This window comes from Streptomyces sp. NBC_00224 (assembly GCF_041435195.1).
GTDB lineage: Bacteria > Actinomycetota > Actinomycetes > Streptomycetales > Streptomycetaceae > Streptomyces.
Window position 1 is genome coordinate 8,509,331 of record NZ_CP108106.1, and the last position, 22,984, is coordinate 8,532,314.

Consider the following 22,984-nt stretch of genomic DNA (forward strand, 5'->3'; position numbering starts at 1 on the left):
ACGTGGAACGAGAAAGACAGGGGGCTGTCGTGAACGATCGCGCGAGCCGGGCCCATGCCCGTGACTGGCATGTACCCGCGGGCGAAAGAGTGCTGGTCGCCGACCTTGACGGCACGCTGCTTGGCGGCGACCAGGAGAGCCGCTTGCGGCTGCGCCGGGCACTGGAGCGCCACCCGGACATCACCGTCGTCTTCGCCACCGGTCGCAGCCTGAGTTCCGTACGGACGCTGCTGCGGCAGGATCCGCTGCTCCCAGCACCACGGTGGATTGTCGCGGACGTCGGTGCCAGCGTCATCGACGCGACCGACATGAGGCACATCGACGCGCTGGAACGACCACTGCGGATGGGATGGCCCGGGCACGAACACGTCCGGGAGACACTGCGCGGCTTCCCTCAACTCGCGTACCAGAAGGTTGCCCAGGAAGGGCGCTGCTCGTTCTATCTGGCTCCCGAAGGGCTGACTGGCGCCCTCACTTCGGCAGTGGAGAACATGGGATGCTCCTGGTCCTACAGCGAAGATCGCTATTTCGACGTTCTGCCTCCGTACGCGGGTAAGGGTCCGGCCGTCCGGCAGCTCGTGCACACGCATCAGTGGCCCTTGTCCAGCCTGCTCGTCGCCGGTGACTCGCTCAATGACCTTTCGCTGTTCCACCTGCGCTCTCACGGGGTCATCGTGGGCAACGCCGAAGCGGCCCTCACCGAGCGAGCCCCCGACGACCCCCTGATCCACCGCTCCCACCTCGACGGTGGCGCCGCCATCCTCTCGGCGCTGCAACGCCTCAACTGGGTCAAGCCTCCCGCACCGGTAGTCATCGGCTACCATCGTGCGCCTGCTCGCTGGAGCGAAGGACGATGGGAACAGCCCTCCAGCCCCAACGGCATCCTGCCCACCCTGACATCCATCCTCGGCTGCCAGAACAAGGACCGCGAACCGCATGCCGTGTGGGTCGCCGCGGTCACCGCCGAAGGACACGACACCTGGCCCGCCTCGTTCCCCGATCGCCTGCCCATGGCCCTGCTGCCCGTGTCGCCGTCACGCTGGACCGGCTACTTCCACCGGGCCTGCAAGGAGACGCTGTGGCCGGCGCTGATGTCCCAGCCGCACCTCATCCACCACAACCCGGCCCACTGGGCCGACTACGAGCAGGTCAACGCCACCTTCGCACACCACATCAGCGCGCATACCGCCCATGGCGGAACGGTGTGGCTGCACGACTACAACCTCTGGCTCGTCCCTGGCCTCCTCAAGCGCAGCCGGCCGGACCTGACCGTCGGCCTGTTCCACCACACCCCCTTCCCCCCGCCGGAGGTCTTCCGGGCGCTGCCCGTCGCCGATCAGCTGCACGCCTCCCTCACCCAACTGGACTGGGCAGGCTTCCACACGGCCGCCTTCGCCGACCACTTCCAGCAGCTCCTGCACGACAGGACCACCGTCCCACGCACCGGCGTCCACCCCCTGGGCATCGACCAGGCAGCCGTCGCAGCCCTCGCACGCTCCCGCGCCCCCCACGCCGCAACCGAAGACGGCCTGCTGGTGTTGTCCGTGGAACGCCTGGACTACGCCAAAGCCCCCGTCCACAAGATCCGCGCCCTCGCGGCCCTGCTCGACCGGCAACCAGAGCTGCGTGGACGGCTCCGTTTCCGGCTCGTGTGTCCGCCACCCGAGCCCGGGATCCGCGCCTACGAGACAACCCGCATCGAACTCGAAGAGGCCATCACCACACTCAACGCCCGCTGGAGCGCCGGTGAATGGCAGCCAGTGGAATACATCCCCCGATCGCTCCCCTTCACGGAGGTCATGGACCACTACCTGGCAGCCGACGTCTTCTGGGTGACCTCCCTGGCCGACGGGATGAACCTCACCGTCCAGGAATACCTCACCGCCCAGGCCGCCTCCGGCCGCGCAGGCATCCTGGTCCTGTCCCGACACACCGGTGTCGCCCAGCAGTTCGGGAACGCGGCACTGCTCACCGACCCCCACCACCCGCAAGACCTCGTAGACACCCTGCACACCGCGCTGACCATGCCTCCATCTCGTCGCATGGCAAACACCGCCCACCTGATCCACCTGCTCGACGCGGCCACACCCTCCGACTGGGCCCGCGCTGTCATCGCGGCCATCGCCGACCAGGCCGGACAGCCGTCAGGCCCGCCCACCCGGACGACCGTCCAGCAGTGAGCGGCGCCGACTGTTCTGCGACGCCGTGGATCGCACCGTTGCGCTGTGGTGGTCTGCAGGTGTGGCCAGGGGCTACTGCCTACAGAAGAGCACTGTAAATAACATGATCCTGCTCCTTCACTGTCGTCGCTCCAAGCTCGCGGTCAACTGCAGGTCGTTATTTAAACTCATCAGCAACCCCAAGAGATGAAGTGGGGCGTGTGCCTGAAGCGAGTGCTGAAGGGAGTTACTGTGCTTCAGCGCCGGGGGAGGGTGTAATCACCGTGGTGACGGTTCGGTGTCTCGACCTGGGAGAGACGCTGGTGGGATGGCTTGTTGGCTGACTCGGCAGGTGGATTGAGGAGAGGGCGTGCGTAGGTACGAGGCACTGTCGGTACGGCAGTTGGCTGCTGCTGCAGAGCGTGTGGCACCGCGGGATCCGGACAGTTGGGAGGGCCGGGAGCCGGTTGTCGGAGTGGGCGGGATTCCTGTGAGGGTGTCGCCGGCGCGGGCACGTCAGTTGTGGATGGTTGTCGGGATGTGGGATCGGGCGGTGGGTCGTACGGAGATGCCGGATCGGGCGCGGCGTTCGGCGTCGCAGTTGTTCACCCCGCCTGTGCTGCGTGAGTTCTGGGAGCTCGCGCAGTCGGGGCAGTTGCGGGCGCTGCGGCCGGAGCGGGGCCGGAAGGCGGAGTTGCCGTTGGCGACGTTGCGGATCGTGCGGGACTGTCTCGGGATCCTGGGTTCTCTCGTGTCGCCGAAGGGCAGGCTTCTTGGGCTCCCTTCGGTGCCGCAGCCCGTGTTGAAGGAGACCGTGCGCGCCGAGTCGTTGGGGATGCTGTATCGGCGGTTGGTGGATTTGGCCGGGGCGAGCCCGTTGGAGCGGGACGGGGTGGCTCTGTCTTACGAGGACCGGACACGTTTGCTGGCCATGATCTCCGTGGTACTGGATACTGCGCCGCGCTCTGGCGAGCTCGCGGCTGTGCGGCTGGCCGACTTGACGTCTGGTGAACGGGCTCTGAGGGTGCGTCGTAGACAGCAGAAGGCCCCGCCCAACCGCGCGGAGGAAGTCGCCGCGCTGGCGGAGGTTGATCCGTCCTCGGTGAGGGCGGTGTTGTGGGGCAATCGCCATCAGGTGTCCGAGTGGACCTATCAGCGGATCGTGGCGGCGTTGGGTGAGTTGGAGCCGCTGCCGGAGGCTGAGTGGTATCGGCTGCAGGAAGGTACGCGGGTGGCAGTGCGCCGGTGGCTTGAGGTCCGTGAGCAGTTGGTGGAGTCGCTGCCGCTCACGGGTGGCCGCTCGGCGCTGTGGGTGACGCTGGTGCCGACGAAGGCGGGACCGGCTGGGATCACTCTGCGTCCGCAGGGCTTGACCCAGGCGTTCGCGCGGGGGATGACCGCGCTGAACTGGCTGATGGCTGGGCAGTATGGGTGGGAGCCGATGCCGGTACGTATGGAGCAGCTACGCCGAGCGGTGGTGGCAGAGCCACTCGGGCCATCCGAGCTGTCGGAACTGGTACCGAGGTCCTGAGGCGCCTGTGCCTGGCTGGTGATGCTGAGCGCGCCTGCCGATTTATGGCGGAGTTTCTGAGTCGTGTGCGCGCGGTCTGCTCCGCAGACGCGACGCGCCGCCGCTACGCGGCGGCTGCTGTGGGAACGCTCCGCGCTCCCACAGCCGGCGGAACGCTCCGCGTTCCGTGGGGTCGGCTGGATGTGCTCGCCGTGAGGTTGCTTCGGTTTCGTTTGGTGTCCCAGTAGGCAAGCGTCCCTGAGGCATGTCGGGAGTGATGTCGGTGGTGTGGTGCGGCTGACCCGGGCTCCAGGGCGGCCACCCGTACGGTACGGGAGTTCGGCTGCGCGGTGGCCTCCGGAGGCAGGGCCGACAGGACGGCGGCCAGGTCGTCGAAGGAGAGCCCTCCGACAGCGGGCGGTCGGTCACCGCGGCTGTGGACCATGTTGCTGGGCAGTGGCCCGCAGCATCGTGCCGTAGAGCGGGTTCGCGGCCGGGTGCAGAGCCGGCCTGCAGGCGGTGCGGGCCATGCCCCGGGCGCCGCGGACTGGGCGTTGCGCGCGGCGAAAGTGTGGTCACCGGAGAGCCTGGCGTGCAGAGGTTCGGCACGCTCGGACTGGGTGGGGAGCGGGGGCAGCCTGGGGCATGAAGCGGCTCTTCCACAACGAGTGACAGGGTGATCAACTTGTAGGGGCAAGCATGCCGGGCCCTACCCTGAGGAGAAACCGGTATTCGAGACACACCACACCCTTGACCGCCCGCAGTTGGCGCGAAACGGATGGCGTCACGGTGTTCGCAAACGCTGAGTCACTCTTGTGTCGGCGCCGCCGAGCGAGGGGTCACGCGAGTGCCGTCCGTGCGCATGGAGCGGTTGCTGGTTGACCCGGGTCTCCAGCCACGCCGGCCCGAGGCGTTCGACGCGGCCCTGCGGCCCTCAGACGGCCTCCAGATGCCCTGCCGGTGTTGCCCCCGCGCCGTCGGCTGGGCAGGCCTGCCGGGGCCTGGAGGAGGCGCCGAGGCAGGCATTCTGGGATGGGCGGGCCGGGCAACCGCCGCGAGGTGTGGGCTGACGGGGGAGCAGGTGACGTCCGTGATGCGGGCAGCCGTGGTGAGCAGTGCGGTCAACGCCGTTGTGCGCCCAGGTGCGTTCCCGTCGCTTGGGTTGTGCGACGACCGATGTCTCGCGCGCGTCCTGTGGTTGCTGTTACGGCATCAGGTGGGTTCTCAGCAACGATGGTGTTCGGCTACAGCTGTGTCGGGGGCATGGTTCACCGGAAGGCCCCCTGGGGCCTGGAGGGGTGCGCGGAGCGCAGGACCATGACCTATTGGATGGTCCAGCGCATCCGAGGCGCTGGCGCGGGGGTGGACGGGGGTGGCGTGAGCCCCCGTCAGTTGATGAGTCCGCGCAGCGGACCTCGGGTTCGCCTGGTTGGGGATTCCTCTGGTTGGGTTTCGTTGGGGTTGGAGCTTCGTCTGGTTGGTCATTCGTTTAGTTCGGGGTCAGATGCTGATGCCCGCAGAGGTCAGGGAGTGACACTCCCTGGTGTCACATACTGGCATCCAGGAGAGTCATCATCTGATGGTCCGGGGGGTCACAATCTGACACTCCGGAGGGGGCTCGCTCGCCGCGAAGCCCGGAGCGGTGTTCCGGCGTGCGTCCGGCCAGCCGGACGTTCGGTCGGCTCACGCAGGAGTCTACTCGCGTAGGCGACGAGGCGTAGGGCCGGGCCGGGGGCGGGCAGTTCGGACGGGTGCCGCGGAAAGTCCGGGCACGGCCGGGGTCCGTGCGGGGGAACCGGGCCGTGCCGAGGGGGTGGTCGTGGCTGCCGCCTGGCCACGTCCGAGGGCGGGTGCGGTCAGCCGAGGGCCGGTGTGTCGCTCCCGCTGTTGAACGAGGTGTAGAACTCGCCCAGGCTCAGGGGGCCCTCGTAGGTCTTCCTGGGCAGTTCGTGGATCCGATAGACGGTCTGGGACCGCAGCGGGTTCCGGGGGTTGCGGCCCGTCCGCGACTCGACCGCGTCGATGGCCTTGAGCTCGTGGAGGTATTTGCGGAGCGTGGTTTTCGATTTCACTCCGGAGATCTTCAGAAGGTTGTCCTGCCTCGTCCAGACCAGTGTGTCGCCGTGCTGTTTTCGGAGGGTGTTCACATGCGTATAAAGGGTCCAGTAAAGCGTTTTGGCCCCTGGCGAGATCTCGGAGAGCAGAACCCAGTCAGGTATGTATGTATATCCGAGCCGTGGGGTGCGACCCGGTTCCAGTCCTGCGTCGACAGCGAGATCTGGGTCCGAAGGCGCCATATTGTGTTCGTCCTTGTCGCTATGTGGGGAGTGGGGCGCTCGTATGTCATTGAGGCTTCTTGCTCGCAACGGGTTCGCCCCGGGCTGCGTATGCGGGGCCGGAGTGCCGGGGCTGAGCGGTCGCAGGTCCCGGGCCTGTGAGGCCTGCGAGCCGGGTTGCGGGGCGGCGTGGGCTCGGCGGCTGTGCGGTGCGTGCGTGAGGGCAACGGCTCTTCGAGTGCCGGGAATGAGTCCTCGGTGGCCGCGGGTGAACGGTGTTCGCCGGCGCTTTGGCGCGCATGGGCCGGTGCTCTGTCGGTCTCCCCCGGAACACCGGCAGGTGCTGGTGCATGACGACTGTCCCTGCTCTTGGTCTTACGGCCGGTAACTTTACGGTGATGCATCGTAGAGAACGGAAGACCTTGTGTCACAGTGGTCCAGACCAGTTTGGCTGTTTGGTCGGAGAACTGCCGAACTGGTCACGCCAATTGAAATACGCCCCGCCGGCAGGCCTTTGCCGGTGACGGTGGAGCCGGCGGCGACAGGTTCATTCCTTTTCCGCTTGCCCCGGCTTCCCGTGTTTTGCCGGGCTCAGGAAGAGGCCGACACCGGTGTGGACCGGGCGGCATGGCGGGGCCAGGCCTGGACGGCGGTGCCCGTGTGCTTGCCGGAGTACATCGCGGCATCGGCGGCCCGCAGCAGCGACGACAGGTCCCGGGTGCCGAGCGCTCCGGGCGCGGCCGCGCCGACGGATACCGAGACGGCGACCCTGACCCCGTCTGCCGTGACGGGTGTACGCAAGGCGTGGGTGAGCTGGTGCAGCCGTGCATCGCGCTGGCCGGCTCCGACCCGTACGGCGGCGGCGAACTCGTCCCCGCCGAGCCTTCCCACCGTTCCGTGGCCGCCCGTCCACGCCGCCAGGCGCGCGGCGGTGGCGGCCAGTACCGCGTCGCCGACCGTGTGTCCGTGGGTGTCGTTGAGCGATTTCAAGTGGTCGACGTCGCAGACGAGCACCAGCATCTGGTCGCCGTGACGGTCGATGAGGTGCTGCGCCCGGGCGCTCCAGCCGTCGCGGCGCAGGGTTCTGGTGAGCGCGTCGCGCTGCGCCGCGGCGAGCCGGCGGCGCCAGATGACCGTGTGGATGCTCCAGCTTGCGGCCGGGATCGCGGCCGCGGTGACCAGGGCTGCGATGCGGACGAGGCCGGCCGGACGACTCGGGTTGGACACCATGACGGGGGATCACCCTCTCGAACACGGGAACGTGACGGCTGCGTGACACCGGACGGGCGGACATCCGGACGCCGCCGTGGTGGGTCCGCAGCGTTTACACACCGAAGCTCATGAGGGGCAGAGCCCTGCCCCTCGCCCAGAGTTCGGTTCTGGCCCGGTCCCAGTCGAGGTCGCAGTCGGCGCGCAGTCCGCGCGCGGCCCATCCCCCGCGGTGGGCCGATCGGGGGATCTCCCGCCCGGCCCGGTGCAGCAGCAGCGCCCAGGTGTACGCCTCGCGCGCGGCTTTGAGTGCACCGCTCGGGCTGTCGGCCCGTCCCAGGAAGATATGGAGGCCAACGGGCCGGGGCCGGCCCGGCATGCGCATCGGGACATCCACCTCCCACATCGGCAGGGACATCGACACCTCCTCTCGGTGGGTGGAGAAGCAACCACCAGAAGTGGATTCACCGGAAACGCGGGACTGGATTGCGCGACAGCACCGGGCAAAGACCTTCCGCTGCAGCTCCCGCAGAGAAGGAAAGCGGGGAAATGCGGGGCGGCGCAAGGGAGTAGACGGTGCTTTCGATGTGCCTCGTGTACGGGGCAGAAGGGTGCTGCGGTCCCGGTTCCCCTGCGGTGCGGGCGCCTGCGCGGCAGGGGCCTGGTATGGCTCACGTCCGAGGTCGCGTCAGGGTACACGTCGGGCGGAACCCTTCCGGTGCTGGGCCGCCCCAACTCCGGGTCCTGCCCGCTCAGGTGGCGTGGACTCGCGCGACGCACCGGTACCTGCTCCTGGGCGAGGACGTGCCTCGGGGGTGCTCAGCGACTCTGGCGATGATCTCATTCGACTTCTACGATCTGTGATCGATGAACTACTGAGGTGAGACGGCTTTGTGAAGGCGAGAGGTCCAGAGATGATGCAGCACCCTTTGGCAGCCCTGCGAGCGTCGGCCGGGATAACCCACCCCGCCTACGCGCGCCTTGTCGCCGACACCCATGCCGAGCTCGGTTACGGACCCATGGCCGCGCGGCGCGAGAAGGTTTCCCGGTGGGAGTCGGGCGGGACCGTGCCGGAACTCACCGCTCAACTTGCCATCGCCCACATCCACCAGGTCCCCGAACACGAAGTCCGGCGTCTGGGCTGGCCGCACTGGCTCCACCTGGCCGCCGGGGACTCCGCTTTGCTGACCCGCCCGTGGGACCACAGCGGAGCCATCGAGGCGCTGCGCGCGGAGGTCCAGCGAGCCGACCGGCACGGCCCGTCCCACCTCGCCCTGAGTGGCCCCTTCGTGCACGCCCTGGCCGAGCAGTGGCGTACGGCGGCCAAGCGCTCCACGCCGGCGCGGGCAACGGGGGCACACCGCACCCTCGCGGGCACCACGGAGTGGGCCCGGGCCAGGGTGGAGGGGCTGGGGAGGATGACACGGACGGTGAGCCCGGCCGTCCTGTACCCCGCGGCCCGCAGCGACCTCTCGTTGCTCACGACGTTCTTGTCCGGGGCGAGTTACGACTCCAGGACGAGCGGCCCGCTGTTCCTGCTGGCCGCCCGGGTCGCGAGTCTGTGCGCCGGGCTCGCCATCAGCCTCGGCGAGACCGCCGGCGCGGAACGCCACTACCTCGTCGCCGCGCGGGCGGCCATGGTCGCGGGCAAACCCGAGATATCGGCCGCGTACCTGGCGGGGGTGGCGTACACCCACCTGCTGGAGGGGAAGCCGCAGGACGCGCTCTGTCTCATCGACGCGGCCCAGTCGGCACTGCACCGCCCGGGACACCATGTCGCGGCCATCCTGCATCTGCTGGGCGCCCGCGCCCACGCCCTGCTCGGTGAGGCCGCTTCCTGCGCCCGGTCCCTGGATCGGGCCGGCGCGGCCCTGGCCGCTCTCGCCACCGGTCACCGCGGCAAACCCTGTCCGCTCCAGGTGGTGGAGATGCACCTGGCCGCGGGCGAAGTGGCGGCCGCCGCGCAGGGCGCCGGCCCGGCCGTCTCCCTCTGCGACGTCTCGGCCAAGGTCATCCGTCGTTACGAGGAGAGGTTCGCCGCGCACAGCACCGGCGCGGACGGAGAGAAGACGTACGGCCGCCTCGTGGCGCGGCGCTGACCGGTGTGCTCCCCGCGCGCGTTGGGCGGTGGTTGTGCGCCGAGTGACAAACCCGCAGGGTCGGATGCCTTCCTGTTCCGCCTTATTCCGTACGCCGATTCAGTAGCCGGGCAATTTGCTGCCGGATCAGTGAAATTCACGGGAACGCGTTGGCACGCTCTTTCGGAAACAGAGAGGATGACGGTGCCTGCGGCGGTCAATCGCCGCACGCACTCGCTGGGATCTCTCCAAAACGACAGGAGGATACGGTTGTGAAGCGATTTCCCCACTCCTGCCGAGTCGGAATCCGGCCCCCGCGCCTGCGCGCCGAGCGCGCCGCCCCGCTCTCCTCGATCCTGCGCATCTACGCCTGCAGACCGTGTCAAGTGGTATGGGCCAGGTCGGCGGCGGAGTGCTGGGCGTGCGGCCGGCCGCCGACAAGTGACCACGCCAGTATGACCCATGCCGTCACCCATCTGATGCACGGATCTGATGCGCGGAATCCGGTGCTCAGTGCCGTTCGGGGCTGAGACCGCGCATTCGAAGAAGGGGTGTTATGGCGTGTTGGATTTCGTCCCCGCCGATCCTCGTGTGCCGTTTCCCGATGCCGTCGACGTCACCGCGTGCAGCGAACACCCCGCATGGTTCAGCGACCGGCGCCAGGGCGAGGCTCCCGAAGAACTCGAACGCGCCAAGGAGACCTGCCGTACCTGTCCCGTCGCACGGCAATGCCTGCTGTGGGCCCTGGCCAACCCGGCTCTGACGACGGTGGGCGTGTGGGCGGGCACCACACCGAAGGAGCGGGCCTTGCTACGCGCTCGCCTTGAGCAGCGGTTGGGCCCCGACTGGATCAGTGCCGCTGCCCGCCGCCGGGGCCGGGGGCGCCGCCACCCGTGAGGCGGGGGCGGACGCCGGCCGCAGCAGCGCGCGCAACGCGGCGCTCAGCTCCGGGGCTTCGTCGTAGACGCGGGCACAGTGCGAGCAGGCCGCCAGGTGGCGCGAGATGAAGCGGTACTTGCGCACCGGCGGGGTCGGCGCGCCCAGTAACGCCTGGAAGGGGATGCACCACGCGTCGGCGACCAGAGCGAGGTGCGCCTGCAGGTATGTCTCCCGCAGCCCCTTGCGGGCCCGGGCGGCCAGCGCGGCGACGCCGTTGGACGTCATGCCGAAGCGGCGGGCCAGGACATGGTGGGGGATGCCCTCCACCGTGCTCTGCCACAGCATCGTGCGCCACTGCTGGGGCAGTTGCCGCACACTGCGCACCAGGATCCGGCGGCTCTCCTCGTCCAGGACATGCTGCTGGGGGTCGGCCGCGCCCGCCGTGAGGTCCGGCGCGCGGTGCTCCAGCCACGAGAAGTCGGTCGTCGGCAGCGTCCGCCGACTCTCGGCGCTCCACTCCGCGGCCATGTGGCGGATGACGGTCAGCAGATAGGGGCGCCACGCGGTGGTCGGACCCGCGCCGGAACGCAGTGCGTGCAGGGTACGCAGGATGGACTCTGACAGCAGATCCTCCGCCTGGTGCGCGTCCGCGCTCAGCTGCCGGGCCCGCGCGAGTGCCACGGGCCGGTGACGCCGGTAGAGGGCGGCGGCCGCGGCACTGTCGAACACGCCCTTCGCGAAGCCGTCCCTGAGCCTCCGGATCAGCTCCTCGTCGCAGTGCGAGGGCTCTTGGGGGTCTGGGCTGCCGTCTGCGGGTGCGGCGTGTCGGCGGGACAACGTACCTCCAAGGCATGGCGGCGGAGCCTGGTGGGGCACTGCTGCGTCGGCGCGGGGTGGTGCCAGTCAACGGCCGCGCGAGGTACGGGCGCAATGCTCGCCGACGTGCCTTTGAGGTGCCCAGTGGGTGGCCGGGGGAACTCCCCGGCGGTCAGGGGGTGCGAGGTGGTGTCTAGAACTGGCCCGCACCGGTCAGGGCCAGGACGCTGGTGGCGATGCCCGTCAACAGCAGCACGAGCAGTGCCGGAACGGCTGCCGCCGTGGCGCGGGGCCGTATGCCCCGCCCGCGTCCTGCCGCGGGACGGCGGCCTCCTGTCAGGGGTGCGGTCAGCATCGCGGTGATCGTGCGGAGGCGGCTGCGCCGAGCCGCGGTGGCCGGCAGGAGGGGCGTGATGGTCTGCCGGGCGAGGACTTCCTTGGTACGCAGGTACTCATGGCCGGGCCACCAGGCCAGCAGCGCAGCCGGAAGCTGGGCTTCCAGGCGCAGGTCGAGGGTGATGAGGTCGGGATGTATATGGCAGTGGGGGCACAGCAGCGGGATCGGCTCCAACGCGCCCGGTGCCGCGTCCGGCTGCGGCCGGGTGTTCTTGTGCCGGCAGGCCGGCTGTCCGGTCCGTGCGAGGTAGAGGTCGGCGTACGTCCGGTGCAGGGTCTGCCGGGCGTGCAGACAGGCCTCGGCCAGTAAGCCGGTTTCCACACCGGTGATCTGCGAGATCACCGTGGGGGTGTCGTTTTCGATCACGCTGTGCCAGATGAGGCACCGCGCGAGGGGGGAGAGCCGTGAGAAGGCCACGGACAGCTGGCCGTCCTCGGTCAGCGGCCACAGGGCCCCTTGCGTGGCCCAGGCGCGAAAGCCGGGTGCCAGCCTGTCGGCCGCGGCGGGGAGTTGGGCGACGGCGCGGCGGCGGATGCGGTCGATGAGGTCCTGCCTCAGGCAGCCGTAGTACGGGGCGGAGGACGCCTCCTGCGCCAGTGCCCCGTTGAGCACCTCCTCGAAGGCCTGGCACACCAGTGCATGGGCGTCCATGGGTGCGGGCATGCAACTGGCCGCGTAGGCGTGGGCGGCGCGGTAGTGGCGGTGGTAGAGGTGGCGGAAGTGGTCGGTGCGGCCGTCGCGTACCGCGCGCAGGAGCGCTCGGTCGGACGGAGGGCGACGGGCCAGGTGGAGGCCGGGAACCGACGGCATGCGGGATGCGTTCCTCTCTCGTACAGCTGATGGGGCTGATGCGGCTCAAAAGGCAGGGGGCGTGGGGGACTGGGGGCCACCGCGGCCGGGGAGGGAGGCCAGGGCGGCGGCGATGTCTTCGAGGTTGTGGTGGCCGTCGGCGCGGCTGATGAGGGGCAGCGCGTCGTGCGGTGCGGCCTGTTGGGCCAGGACGTAGCAGAGGGTGGCGCTGGGGTGGTGCGGCGCGCGGGCGGCGATCAGGGCCGAGGGGGGCCTGAGCCAGTCGCGCGGATCGTCCGGTCCGGCCGGGGTGGACAGGACGAGTGCCCACTGGTGCCCGGAGCGGTCCGGTACGTAACGCTCCAGGTGCCCGGAGGGAAGCCCGCTGCGCAGATGGGCGGGGTCCTGCGTCTCCAGGGCGGGAAACGCGGCGTACAGGGCGGTGCAGTGGTCGAAGACCGGTGGTGGTTGTGCGGTGGCGCTCAGGGCGCCGTCGAGCCAGGCGGAGTACAGCGGATCGGTGGTGGCGCGCCAGGCGAGGAAGGCGGGCAGGGCGGCCATGCGGGCGTACAACTGGTAGGCGGACTCGGTGAGTTGCCTCAGCTGTTGGCCGAGCGGGGTCGTGGGGCTGGTCAGTGAGGCCGCTTCGGTGCACAGGGCGGCTTCCGCCCGGACCATGCAGGTGGCCTGGGCCCAGCCCAGCCGGCTGATGGGGGACCTTTGCAGCTGCGGCGTCGCCGAGCCAGGCGCGCCGACCTGGCGGATCGCACCGTGCAGTGCTTCGACGGCGTGCCGGGCACCCGATCCGCAGGACGCCAGGCACGTCAGCGGATCGGAGACGGCCGACTGGCCCGGGGCGTCGGGGATGGTGTAACCGGCCGCCGGACTCCCCGTGGTGCCGGTGTGCAGCCGGGCGGCCCCGCGCGCGCCGGCGGTCAACGCCTGCCCTGTGTCGAAGAGTTGTCTGATCAGATAGAGCCAGTACAGGGCGTCGGACGCGGCAGGCCCGTCGTACTGGATGCCGTAGGCCACCGTGCCGGGCAGGAGCTCGGGGCGCAGCCGGGGCAGCAGCGCAGGATTCACGGCCGCCGTGGGAGGGACGGCCGGAGGATGGTCGGGCACGGGGGGTGCCGGCGGGGTCCTGCGGTGACGCCCGGGCCGCGCGGTGTGCACGGAAGCTACCTCGTGATCTCGTGGAGGGGGGCGGGGAGTGCCGTACGGGCAGGGGGTTTTGCGGGGGCGCGGTCAGCGTCCGTTGATGCGCGGGGACACGGGGGCGGGGGCCCTGCGGCCGGGCACGGTGGCGCGCGCGGAGCGCCGCCAGGTACGGGAGCGCTCCTGGCGGACGCTGTTGATGAGGCTGCGGCAGCGCAGGGCCAGTTCGAGCTCGAAGCGGCGGTGCGGCTCGTGCAGCGTGCTGCCGAAGAGCTCCTCGACCTGCCGCATGCGGTAGCGGACGGTCTGCGGGTGCACGTCCAGCACTTGGGCGGCTTGGCTGGCGCTGCCTTCCTGGAGCCAGGCGAGCAGGGTGGAGACCAGCCGTTCGCGCCGCCGGCGGGGCAGTTCGTCGAGCGGTTGCAGATACCGCGCGGCGAGCGCCTGCGACAGCAGCTCGTCCTGCATCAGCAGGAGGGTGGTGAGGTGTTCCTCGACGTAGATCACTCCGGCCTGGTGGCCGTGGCGTTCCTGGGACAGGTAGAGGAGGCTGCGCGCCCACCTGAGGGCGGCCCCGGCCTCGGCCAGGGGCACGACCGGCCCGACGGAGGCGGTGTGCTGGCCGAGCGAGTCGCGCAGAGCCGTCTGCGCCGCGGGTGACGGGTCGGGGATCAGGCAGCACGGCTCGTGCACACCCGTTGACCCCCACAGGGCGTTGTGGGGCAGCGAGCGCACGCTGAGCTGGGCCGGAGCCAGTGCGACGGGCTGGATGTAGTGCGGCAGCGACGCCCACCCCGCGTTCTTGCCCAGTGCCTCCAACTCGGCGGCGGGCACGGGGCGTTCGTCGGCCAGTACGTCGAACAGGAGCTGCCGGGCGCGCGCGGGGTCGTTGCCGCCGGGGCCGGGCGCGGACGCCGTCTGGCGGCCGGCCGGGGGGCCGCCCGCCGGTAACGGCCGGCCCGCCGGGCCCGCACCCGGCTGGGCGAGGGCGCCCAGGGCCATGGCGAGCGCACGCTCGACCGCACGCCGCCGTTCTTTGGGCGGCTGGTCGAGAAGGTGGCCGGACACGCGGGCCTGCTGCTCCTGGAGCAGGGCGACGATCTGGTCCACGAGTGCGGGGATCGCGTCGAGTAACGCCTGTGCGTGGGGGAGTGGGGCGGGACCCGGTAGGGGGTCGGTGAGGGCGTGCACGGTCCGTCCCTGTGGGTGAGGAGATGGGGAGGATGAGGCGAGGCGCAGGCGTCAGATGCCGTGCCTGCGGATCGGGGCCTGTCGCGTGCGGCGGCTCCTACGCATGGGCGACGTGGCGGCGTCTACGCATGGGCGAGGGATGGCCGCGGCGGTCCGCCGTGCTCCGCCGCCGGATGCGCCCGGTGCGTGGTCCGGCCCTGTCCTGGTACGGCGTGATGCCGGCGCGCGGACTGGGACGTGATCCAGACGATGGTGGGCGGCACCGACTCCTCCTGCGGGGGCGGGGGCCACGCGAGCACCACGCACATGATCGCCGTCCACAGCACGAGGGCCAGCAGGGCGATCCCGGCGGGGGAGGGGAAGCGGGGTGGCGCGCCCTCGGTATCGGGCCGCTCCGTCGCGTCCTGCGCGTGGGGCCCCGCGTGCGGGGGGACCGCAGGGCCCGGGTGCGTAGCGATGGGCAGCGTAGGGGGAGCGAGCGGGCGGGCGTTGCCGTCGTCGTGCGGCCACCAGCCCAGGACGTGGCGGGGCAGCTCGGAGGCCAGTGTCTGGTCGAGCCCGGCAGCCGAGGCCCACAGGCCCGCGCACCGGGTGCACTGCGCGAGGTGGTGCCCGCCGTCCCGGCGGCCGGTCGGCACGAGGGACCGCTGCAGCTGCCGCAGGGCGCGCCGGCAGGCCGGTTCCGCGAGGTGTGGCAGATGCGCGCGCAGCCACCTGCGCCGCAGCTGCGTGGAGACCCGCAGGCTGTCCCGTACGACGCGGTCCGGCGACAGGCCGACGAGCTCGGACACCGTGTCCGGGCTCTCCTGTTCGACGCTCACGTGCCACAGCAGGCACTGCCCGAAGGCGGGCAGTGCGTCGAACGCCGCTCCCAGTGCGCCGTCCTCCGTGTCGGGCCACCCCCCGTCGAGCCCCGCCCAGCTCCAGAAGGGCACGGACAGGTCTCCGTGCCAGCGCAGCGGGCCGGTGGCCGCCAGGGTGCGCACGTTGTCCAGGAGCTGGAGGCGCACGCAGTGCGGCCGGCGCCGCCGGGCGGGAGGGCGGCGGCCGGACAGCAGCTCGCCGAACGCCTGCTCCGCCAGAGCCCGCGCGTCCTTTTCGCTCCGTACGCACGTACCGGCGTAGGCGTGCACCGCCCGGTAATGGCGGCGGTAGAGGCCCGCCGACGATTCCAGGTGTCCTCGGTGTACGGCGTTGAGCAGCAGGAGATCCGACGGGGGCTGCGGGGGCAGGCGCAGTCCGAGAGATCCGAGGGAAAGGTGCATGGAGGCTCCGGGCTCAGTCGTCGCGCGGCAACGTTCCTCGTTCCGTGCTGATCCGCTCTTAAAGAGAAAAAAGCCGTTCACCCATTGCGCTGTTTTACTCCTTCTTTGCTCCCGGGGGTCGGGGGCCACTGCCACCCCGCCAAGGCCGGCCGCCTCCTTGTCGACGCCTGACAAAGACAAACCGGCCCGCTGCCCCGCGGTCCTACAGTGCTGGCCCGTCCCCATATCGAAAGAGGCGATGCCATGTCTCGTGCGCAGCGCTCGCGCGGCGGCCGGCCGGCCACGCGTCGGCCGCCGGCATCCGTGGCTCCGCAGACCCCCGAACGCCCGGCCGCCCCCCGGCAGGTGCGGCGCACCCTGCTGCGGACCGGGCTCGTCGTGGTGCTCACCGCTGCGGCCGCCGCGGCCACCGCCCTGTCGGCCCTGGTCCGGGCCTTCCTCGACTTCGGCGCGGGAGTCCTGGCCCTGGTGTCGCTCAGCGCGGCGGTGCTGTGGGGCCTGACGGCCACCGACCGCCGCGTGGCCTACCCCGACCACCGGCTGGTGGCCCAGGGCGTCCACCGCGCCCTCGGCGTCGCCGGGTTGGGCTTCCTCGGACTGCACATATGGATCAAGGTGGCCGAGGGGAACACCTCCGCCGCCGCGGCCGCCGTCCCCTTCACCGACCTCGACCAGCCGGTGCTCATCGGCCTGGGCACCCTCGCCGGATACGTCTTCGTCATCGTGGCCGTCACCGGCGTCGCCCGCAGCGTCTTCGTCTCCCCCGGGCGGGCCCGGGTGTGGCGGGCCCTGCACATGACCGCCTACCTCGCCTGGTGCGCCGCCCTGCTGCATGGCCTCAAGTCGGGCCGTGTCGCGGCCTCCTGGGCGAACGTCGCCTACATCGTCTGCCTGGCCGGCGTGGGCGTGGTGCTGCTGTCCAGGCTCTGGCTCCCGCGCGCCGCGGGCACCGGCGGCCCCGCGCCGCGCAGCGAGAAACCGCGATCCCAGCCCTACACACCGCCCCCGCCACCGAGCGCGACAGCGACGATCCCCATCCCGGGCAGAGGGTTTCCCGTGCCTGAACCCGCGCCCCCGCGCCTGCCCGAGCGGGGGCGACAGGTGTGAACACCGTCCAGCCCGACGTGACCTCCTTCGGGCCCCCGGTCCTGCTGGCCGGGCTTGAGGGCAAACGCCGCCTGGACCGGGCCCAGCACCTGGCCGTGCACGGCGAGCCGCCGCGGCTGCGGGCCTCCGAACTGGCCGAGCTCGCCGAGAGAATCGACCTGCGCGGCCGGGGCGGAGCGGGCTTCCCCCTCGCCCGCAAACTGCGCGCCGTGATGAAGGCCGCCGACGCCGTCGAAGGCCGCTGCGCCGTCATCGTCAACGGCACCGAGGGCGAGCCCAGCTGCCTCAAGGACACCGCCCTGCTGCTGTATGCGCCCCATCTCGTCCTGGACGGCCTGGAACTGGCGGTCGAGGCCCTGGACGCCGAGGAGGGCGTCATCGGCGTGACCCGGGAGGACACCGAGAAGTCCCTCACCGACGCCCTGGCGGAGCGCGGGGCCGCGGCCCAGGACGTCCTGCGAATCCAGCGGCTGCCCGAACGCTTCGTCACGGGCGAGGGCACCGCGCTGACCAACGGTCTCAACGACCGTCTGGCCGTGCCCGCCGGGCAGAAAGTGCGTACCAGCGAACGCGGGCTGCGCGGGCTGCCGACCCTGCTCTCCAACACCGAGACATTCGCGCAACTGGCCATCGCGGCCCGGCGGGGGGCCACGGCCTACTGCGAGACGGGCCTGTCCACCGAGCCCGGCACCGTGCTGCTGACCGTCTCCGGTTCCTGGGTGGTCGAGACGCCCACCGGGGCTCCGCTCTCCTACATCCTGGAGATGTGCGGAGCCACTCCGGGCCAGGGTGTGTTGGTCGGCGGCTACCACGGAAAGTGGATCAGTGCGGAGGCCGCGCGGTCCGTCACCGTCTCGCGTGCGGCCCTGAGCGCCGTGGGCGGAGCACTGGGTGCCGGAGCGGTGATCCCCCTGCCCGAATCGACGTGCCCCCTGGGCGAGACGGCCCGCGTCGCCCGCTGGATGGCCGAGGAGTCCGCCAACCAGTGCGGTCCGTGCGTATGGGGCCTGAACGGCCTGGCCGAGCAGATGACCGCGCTGGCCGGCCGGGGCGGCCGCCCGGCGTACGACGCCGTGTTCCAGTACATGGACGGTGTACGGGGGCGCGGAGCCTGCTCCCACCCTGACGGCACGTCAGGCTTTGTCACCTCGGCGCTGTCGGCCTTCTCCGCCGACGTCTCCCAGCACGTGTACGAGGGCGGCTGCGGCCGGCCCGTCGCCGGCGTACTGCCGCTGAACGAGGACGTGGACCTGCGCCTGCTTGTCGACTGGACCCTGTGCCGGGCCCACGGTTTGTGCGCCGACGTCCTGCCCACCGTCATCAAACTCGGCCTCGACGGCTACCCCGACTCCGCCAACATGCCGGTCAAGGCGGAGCTGCGGGAGCAGGCGCTGCGGGCGGTGCGCCGCTGCCCCGCCCTGGCCCTGCGCATCGACAGCTAGGTATGGCGCATACGTACGCCGTCCCGCAGGCCACCCGACCCCTGATCCCTGACCCCTGATCGAAGAGAACGCAGTACCAAGGACACGAGGAGTCCCTGATGAAAAAACGCCGTCCCCCGCGCATGGTGATTGCCGCAGCGGCCACCGCGAGTGCCTTACTGCTGACGGCCGGCTGCGGAAGCAAGGACGACTCCCAGAATGACGCCGCCTCGCTGCTCCCGGCCGGTGGGGGAGCGGCCGCCGGAGGGCTCGGGCAGCTGCCCACCCAGCCCGCGGGCGGAGCCCCTCCGGTCGGCGGCGCACCGGCCGGAGGGGCCGCGGCGGGCGGGGCACCGGCCGGAGGGGCGGGCGGTGGGCAGCTCGCGCTGCGCCAGAACGCCAAGCTCGGGTCCGTCCTCACCGACGCCCGCGGACTCACCCTGTACCGCTTCGACAAGGACAAGCCCCAGCCGCCCCAGTCGAACTGCAACGACGCGTGCACCGTGACCTGGCCGCCGGTCATGGCCTCCGAGGCCTCCGCCGCAGCCGGCAGCGGGATCGGGCCCGTCGGCCAGGTCCAGCGCGCCGACGGAAAGCAGCAGCTGACCCTGGGCGGCTGGCCCGTCTACCGTTTCTCCAAGGACAACGCCCCCGGCGACACCAATGGCCAGGGGGTGGACAACGGCGCGTGGAACGCGCTTGCGGCAGACGGCAAGAAAGCGGGCGGGGACGGGAACAACGGCCGGGGCACGCCGTCGCAGGGACGCCAGAACGGCTCGGGAAACCAACAGGGCGGGGACCGGTTGGGCGGCAGGGGCAGTGAGGGAAGCGATCTGGGGCTGACGGTCGTCGTCCAGCCCGTCATCGGCTCCATCATCGTCGACAGCAACGGACGGACCCTCTACCAGAACAGCGACTTCTCCCGCGGCGGCCGGTCCGTGTGCGACGCGCAGTGCCGACAGTCGTGGACGCCCGTACCGGCGATCGACCGCTCGCGGGTGCAGAACATCGACCTCCGCCTGGTCGCGGACGTACAACTGGACGACGGCTCACGGCAGTTGGTCATCAACGGCCACCCCATGTTCTGGTTCAACCGCGACCGCACTTCCGGTGACATCGGGGGCCAGGGCCGCGACGGCTTCTGGGCTTTGTCCTCGGACGGCCGGTTCAACCAGCGCCGGTGAGCAGACCCAGGAGGCGTCTCATGAAGAAGCCAGGCCTGTGCACGGCAGTGGCCGTCGGGGCGGTGCTGTGCGCCGCCGGATGCGGTACGGGCGAGGGGCCGGGGCCCGGCGCCGGACCCGCCCGGGCGGACATCGCCGCGGCCGCCTCGGCCATCGGCTGCGCGCCGCACACGACCCTGGACGCCGACGAGCTGCGTGAGGCGACCTGCACCAAGAGCGGTACGCGCTACCGCGTCACGGCGTTCGCGACGAGCGCCGGACGCGAGGCGTGGCTGGAGGAATCCCGGGCGTACGGCGGAAGCTACCTGGTGGGGGCCCGCTGGGTCGTCGTGGCCCGGCCCGAGAGCGCACTCAGCACCCTGCGCGAGAAGCTCGGTGGCGAGCTTGAGGCGGCGGCGCAGCACGCGCACATGGGCTGACACCCGCCGACGAAGCAGCCGCCCGCCCCGGTGGCTGTAGAAGCCTTCCGGGACGGGCGGCAGAGGAGCACGGCCCTGATCGCTTCCCGTGCGCCGGGAGTCGAATCAGAGTTCGTCGTGACTGTACGGGTGGCCTGCGTCAGCCGTGCTTCCGGACGCTTCCCCGTCGGCGGGCTGAGGGGCGGGCGGCGCGGCAGGGGGTGACAGGTGGTCGGTTCCGGCTATGTCCGCCAGGTCCCAGAAGGGGGCGTCCCGGTCGGACGGACGTGTCCCGGTCGCTACGTAGTCGGCGGCGGCCGCCGCCCCGCGCATACTGTCGTCGAACCCGATCACCTGCTCGACGGTGGCGTGCTCCGCGATCTGCCAGGGGACGATGGTCTCTTCCACGGCACGGGTGCCGCCTTCGCCCGGCACCGTCACCTGGAGCACGGTGTTACGGGATCCGAGTGCCTCCATGAGCTGCTCGTCGGGGCCGATCCCGAGCTTCTCCTTGAGCTTGCGCAGCTGCTCGCTGTCGTGGTCGCCGTCCCCCGTCACGTTGACGTCCTTCTTGTCCACGGTTTGGACGGTGACCCCGTCCGGGAGAGTGACCCGCACTACGCCGCCGGCGCCGTTGCCTTCCCCGTTCCCGGCATAGCCCGCGGCATCGCGGGCGGTGGCGGCCAGGTAGAATCCCTGCCAGTTCGGGTCGTGGTTGCCCTCGCCGCCCTCGGTGGGGCGGAGTCCGTCTTTCATGCTCTCCAGGTCTGCCGGGCTCTTGTATCCGTGATAGCCGACCAAACTCATCGTGACCGTCCTTGTGTTCGGTGCCCGCATCGGGCGTGGATTCAGTTCCTGCACTGCTGGCCGGAGTTGATGCAGTTCGCGGCCTGGTTCGCTTGGTTCGGGTTCATCACGTTGATGAAGTCGCCGTGATCGGTGACGGGCTTGTGGCGCTGTTCGGGGAAGCTGTCGATGGCGAAGAAGCTGTTGGCCGGCACGTCGTAGGTGAGTCGCTGGGTCAGCTGGGGGATCGCCCGGAAACCCTTCTTGCAGGCGCCGTTGTCGTCGGAGAAGGCCACGTGCGTGCGGTGGTTGGCGCTGTCGGTGTTGCGTCCGTCCCAGCAGTCGGGAAACTCCAGCGACCGGACCACCTGGCTGCCCTGCGGGCAGATGGGGTACTTCGTCTTCAGCTCGCGGTTCTCGAACCCCGTGCAGCTCCACGAGGCGCGGGCGTCCTTCTGCCCGTTCGTGAACGCCTTCGCGTCACCGGTGATCAGACGCATGTCCTGCGGCATCGCCGTCACCTTGCTCACCGCGCTGCCCTGGTAGAGCAGCGTCACCGAGGACGGTGTGAGGATCTTGCCGACGTTCTTGTCGCGTCCGCCGCCCGGCGCCGCCGCGTCCCGCTCCCTGCTGCCGTCCAGCAGGCGCAGGACGGGCCAGTAGTGGGCGGAGCGGTCGCCGTCCGCGCAGGTCGTTCCCGATGCCTTGAGGCTGTCGAGGTCGGAGTCGGCGTCCGTGGAGAGGTTGCCCACGTAGTCGTGCATATGGTGGGCGCCGTTGCCGACGCCGGGTGCGACGATCACGTTGTCGGAGTTGAAGTGCCCGTTCTCGTTGCGGCCGCACTGGGAGACGAAGAGGCCGGCGGAGCCGTTCCTCTGCTGGCGGGGTTTTTCGACGTTCGGGTCCACCTTGGTGATGTCCGCGAAGTCCCGGCGTGAGAGGCCGCTGTCCGCACCGTCGCCGTTTCCGTTGCCGCCGTTCGCGTTGCGGCCGCGGTTGCCTTTGCCGTCCCTGCCCGCGAGTGCGGAGACGGACTGCCCGCTGCTGTCCACCGCCTGCCGTTTGAACGCGCACGATGCCATCTTCTCCAGGCCGCCCGCCTGACTGCCCGGCCGGCCGGCCGCCTGCGTGATCGCGGCGGACATCGTGCCGAGGGTCTGCCTGCGCTGCCGTTCCAGATCGGCGAGGAGGGCGTCGTTGCCGCCCTGGACGCCTGCGGCCCGTGCCTGGTCGAGCTGGGTCACAGCGGTGTTGAGCTGCTCGTTGAGGAGGGCCACGCTCATGTCCACGGCCTGCCTGGCCGCGACGGGAACGTCGGTGAGGATGTTGGCCACGTCGGGGCAGTTGATGGTGACGGCTTCGGTCTTCTCCCCGGAGGAATCGAAGAACAGGGCCCACGTGCCCGCCGCGATTCCCGCGGCCGCCACCACCGCGGCGACGGGCAGGGCGACGGCCCGCGCGGACCGCCGGCCCCCACGCCGGCGTGAACGGTTGCGCATCATGGATGTCCTTCCCCCTTCGGGGCGATCACGAGAGCCGGGCGGCGAAGACCGGATCGACGAGCCCGGTCGCCTCAAGAATGTTCATGTGGTCCAGAACGACGTTGTTGGCGCGTGAAGCGAGGCCGCGGACCAGCGAGTTCTGACTCTGCGAGCGCGCCTGGGCCACGGCCGTGAACACCTTTCCGTGGGCGTTGCGCAGCAGGTTCACGAACAGCTTGTCGGCCGTGTCGCCCGGGGGCGCGGCCTGGATCTGCGCAAGCCATCCCCGCTGCTGGGCGCTGGGCTGGTCAGGAACTTGCCAGTTGAGTGCCTTCGCGGTCGCGAGGACGTCCTGGTCCAGTGCCGTGTGCCCGTCGATGAGATGCCGGCCCGCCTCCTGGACGGCGGCGCGTGTGCTCTTCTGGGCGACGGCCCCCGAGGGCAGCTCCCACAGGCCCGCCTGCCGGACCCGGTTCATCAGGTCGCGGTCGAGTGCGGTCAGCGGGCCGAACGGTGTGTTGATGGTTCCCAGACCGTCATCCGGGCTGCCCGCCGCCGCCGTCGAGGCGGTGGACAGCGCGCGCGGCTCCTTGAAGAGCGTGGCGGGGATGACCAGGGCGACCATCGTGGCGACCAGAGCCAGCACGATCCCGGCGGTGACGACGGGCTTGGAGACAAGGACGTTTCCGCCGGGTGTGTTGTCCGCGAGCGATCCCGGCGTTGCTCTCCGGGGTCCGCCACCACTTCGGCCGATGGGACGCACAAACCCTCCTCGGTGTTTCCACGTTCAGTGCGTACGGGCATCGGAGAAACGACACCCACTCCTGATGTCCAGGGCGCGGTGGTGTCAGCGTAGGCATCCACGGCGCGGGCACCGGAGTTT

Annotated in this window: 19 protein-coding genes; 8 read left to right on the plus strand and 11 right to left on the minus strand. The window is 70.7% G+C overall.

Annotation, left to right across the window (positions count from 1 at the left end; all coding sequences use genetic code 11):
* Positions 1 to 29 precede the first annotated feature (29 nt).
* Positions 30 to 2,180, plus strand: coding sequence for a trehalose-6-phosphate synthase (locus tag OG965_RS38030; RefSeq protein ID WP_371656643.1), 2,151 nt, complete (start codon positions 30 to 32; stop codon positions 2,178 to 2,180).
* Between the two features lie 349 nt (positions 2,181 to 2,529).
* On the plus strand, positions 2,530 to 3,690 hold the full coding sequence (locus OG965_RS38035; RefSeq protein WP_371656644.1) for a hypothetical protein: 1,161 nt from the start codon (positions 2,530 to 2,532) through the stop codon (positions 3,688 to 3,690).
* A gap of 1,835 nt (positions 3,691 to 5,525) precedes the next feature.
* Here OG965_RS38035 and OG965_RS38040 read toward each other — a convergent pair.
* The 3 genes from OG965_RS38040 to OG965_RS38050 form a co-directional block, all read right to left on the minus strand.
* Entirely contained in the window at positions 5,526 to 5,741 is a 216-nt protein-coding gene (locus OG965_RS38040) for a hypothetical protein (protein WP_371656645.1), read from the minus strand.
* Between the two features lie 795 nt (positions 5,742 to 6,536).
* Entirely contained in the window at positions 6,537 to 7,175 is a 639-nt protein-coding gene (locus tag OG965_RS38045) for a GGDEF domain-containing protein (RefSeq protein WP_371656646.1), read from the minus strand.
* Positions 7,176 to 7,269: 94 nt separating this feature from the next.
* Positions 7,270 to 7,572, minus strand: coding sequence for a hypothetical protein (locus tag OG965_RS38050; RefSeq protein ID WP_371656647.1), 303 nt, complete (start codon positions 7,570 to 7,572; stop codon positions 7,270 to 7,272).
* Between the two features lie 496 nt (positions 7,573 to 8,068).
* Between OG965_RS38050 and OG965_RS38055 the strand changes: the two genes are divergently transcribed.
* Entirely contained in the window at positions 8,069 to 9,253 is a 1,185-nt protein-coding gene (locus tag OG965_RS38055; RefSeq protein ID WP_371656648.1) for a hypothetical protein, read from the plus strand.
* A gap of 471 nt (positions 9,254 to 9,724) precedes the next feature.
* Positions 9,725 to 10,129, plus strand: coding sequence for a WhiB family transcriptional regulator (locus OG965_RS38060; RefSeq protein ID WP_371656649.1), 405 nt, complete (start codon positions 9,725 to 9,727; stop codon positions 10,127 to 10,129).
* Here the strand turns inward: OG965_RS38060 and OG965_RS38065 are convergent.
* The 5 genes from OG965_RS38065 to OG965_RS38085 all read right to left on the minus strand — a co-directional run bounded on the left by OG965_RS38065 (position 10,043) and on the right by OG965_RS38085 (position 15,724).
* Positions 10,043 to 10,948, minus strand: a complete 906-nt coding sequence (locus OG965_RS38065) for an RNA polymerase sigma factor (protein WP_371656650.1) — start codon at positions 10,946 to 10,948, stop codon at positions 10,043 to 10,045. The two genes, OG965_RS38060 and OG965_RS38065, sit on opposite strands and share 87 nt — an antisense overlap.
* A 172-nt stretch (positions 10,949 to 11,120) precedes the next feature.
* The gene (locus OG965_RS38070) at positions 11,121 to 12,134 is read right to left on the minus strand and encodes a hypothetical protein (RefSeq protein WP_371656651.1); all 1,014 of its coding nucleotides are present in this window, start codon (positions 12,132 to 12,134) and stop codon (positions 11,121 to 11,123) included.
* 45 nt (positions 12,135 to 12,179) lie between these two features.
* On the minus strand, positions 12,180 to 13,196 hold the full coding sequence (locus tag OG965_RS38075) for a hypothetical protein (RefSeq protein WP_371656652.1): 1,017 nt from the start codon (positions 13,194 to 13,196) through the stop codon (positions 12,180 to 12,182).
* Positions 13,197 to 13,358: 162 nt separating this feature from the next.
* Entirely contained in the window at positions 13,359 to 14,459 is a 1,101-nt protein-coding gene (locus OG965_RS38080; protein WP_371656653.1) for a PucR family transcriptional regulator, read from the minus strand.
* 122 nt (positions 14,460 to 14,581) lie between these two features.
* Positions 14,582 to 15,724 (minus strand): hypothetical protein, encoded by a 1,143-nt coding sequence (locus tag OG965_RS38085; RefSeq protein ID WP_371656654.1) that lies wholly within the window; start codon positions 15,722 to 15,724, stop codon positions 14,582 to 14,584.
* 243 nt (positions 15,725 to 15,967) lie between these two features.
* Between OG965_RS38085 and OG965_RS38090 the strand changes: the two genes are divergently transcribed.
* The 4 genes from OG965_RS38090 (at position 15,968) to OG965_RS38105 (ending at position 19,855) form a co-directional block, all read left to right on the plus strand.
* Positions 15,968 to 16,831, plus strand: coding sequence for a hypothetical protein (locus OG965_RS38090; protein WP_371656655.1), 864 nt, complete (start codon positions 15,968 to 15,970; stop codon positions 16,829 to 16,831).
* Positions 16,828 to 18,273 carry an NADH-ubiquinone oxidoreductase-F iron-sulfur binding region domain-containing protein gene (locus OG965_RS38095; protein WP_371656656.1) on the plus strand — a complete coding sequence of 482 codons (1,446 nt, stop codon included), beginning with the start codon at positions 16,828 to 16,830 and terminating at the stop codon, positions 18,271 to 18,273. The genes OG965_RS38090 and OG965_RS38095 overlap by 4 nt, the downstream gene beginning before the upstream one ends.
* Before the next feature lie 98 nt (positions 18,274 to 18,371).
* Positions 18,372 to 19,436: a hypothetical protein gene (locus tag OG965_RS38100; protein WP_371656657.1), complete on the plus strand. Its 1,065-nt coding sequence runs from the start codon at positions 18,372 to 18,374 to the stop codon at positions 19,434 to 19,436.
* 20 nt (positions 19,437 to 19,456) lie between these two features.
* Positions 19,457 to 19,855, plus strand: coding sequence for a hypothetical protein (locus tag OG965_RS38105; RefSeq protein WP_371656658.1), 399 nt, complete (start codon positions 19,457 to 19,459; stop codon positions 19,853 to 19,855).
* A gap of 105 nt (positions 19,856 to 19,960) precedes the next feature.
* On the opposite strand, the gene OG965_RS38110 is transcribed toward OG965_RS38105, so the two are convergent.
* From OG965_RS38110 to OG965_RS38120, 3 genes are read right to left on the minus strand one after another with little or no spacing between them, the layout of a single operon-like run.
* On the minus strand, positions 19,961 to 20,671 hold the full coding sequence (locus tag OG965_RS38110) for a hypothetical protein (RefSeq protein ID WP_371656659.1): 711 nt from the start codon (positions 20,669 to 20,671) through the stop codon (positions 19,961 to 19,963).
* A gap of 11 nt (positions 20,672 to 20,682) precedes the next feature.
* The gene (locus OG965_RS38115) at positions 20,683 to 22,122 is read right to left on the minus strand and encodes a DUF1996 domain-containing protein (RefSeq protein ID WP_371656660.1); all 1,440 of its coding nucleotides are present in this window, start codon (positions 22,120 to 22,122) and stop codon (positions 20,683 to 20,685) included.
* Positions 22,123 to 22,147: 25 nt separating this feature from the next.
* A complete protein-coding gene (locus OG965_RS38120) occupies positions 22,148 to 22,864 on the minus strand; it encodes a DUF4142 domain-containing protein (protein ID WP_371656661.1) in 717 nt (238 codons plus the stop codon).
* Positions 22,865 to 22,984: the final 120 nt, after the last annotated feature.

Bases quoted from the DNA above. Each gene is read 5' to 3' on its own strand.
- OG965_RS38045 (WP_371656646.1), bottom strand. From the start codon at position 7,175: ATGGTGTCCAACCCGAGTCGTCCGGCCGGCCTCGTCCGCATCGCAGCC.
- OG965_RS38050 (WP_371656647.1), bottom strand. From the start codon at position 7,572: ATGTCCCTGCCGATGTGGGAGGTGGATGTCCCGATGCGCATGCCGGGC.
- OG965_RS38055 (WP_371656648.1), top strand. From the start codon at position 8,069: ATGATGCAGCACCCTTTGGCAGCCCTGCGAGCGTCGGCCGGGATAACC.
- OG965_RS38060 (WP_371656649.1), top strand. From the start codon at position 9,725: ATGCGCGGAATCCGGTGCTCAGTGCCGTTCGGGGCTGAGACCGCGCAT.
- OG965_RS38070 (WP_371656651.1), bottom strand. From the start codon at position 12,134: ATGCCGTCGGTTCCCGGCCTCCACCTGGCCCGTCGCCCTCCGTCCGAC.
- OG965_RS38085 (WP_371656654.1), bottom strand. From the start codon at position 15,724: ATGCACCTTTCCCTCGGATCTCTCGGACTGCGCCTGCCCCCGCAGCCC.
- OG965_RS38090 (WP_371656655.1), top strand. From the start codon at position 15,968: ATGTCTCGTGCGCAGCGCTCGCGCGGCGGCCGGCCGGCCACGCGTCGG.
- OG965_RS38100 (WP_371656657.1), top strand. From the start codon at position 18,372: ATGAAAAAACGCCGTCCCCCGCGCATGGTGATTGCCGCAGCGGCCACC.
- OG965_RS38105 (WP_371656658.1), top strand. From the start codon at position 19,457: ATGAAGAAGCCAGGCCTGTGCACGGCAGTGGCCGTCGGGGCGGTGCTG.
- OG965_RS38110 (WP_371656659.1), bottom strand. From the start codon at position 20,671: ATGCGGGCACCGAACACAAGGACGGTCACGATGAGTTTGGTCGGCTAT.
- OG965_RS38115 (WP_371656660.1), bottom strand. From the start codon at position 22,122: ATGATGCGCAACCGTTCACGCCGGCGTGGGGGCCGGCGGTCCGCGCGG.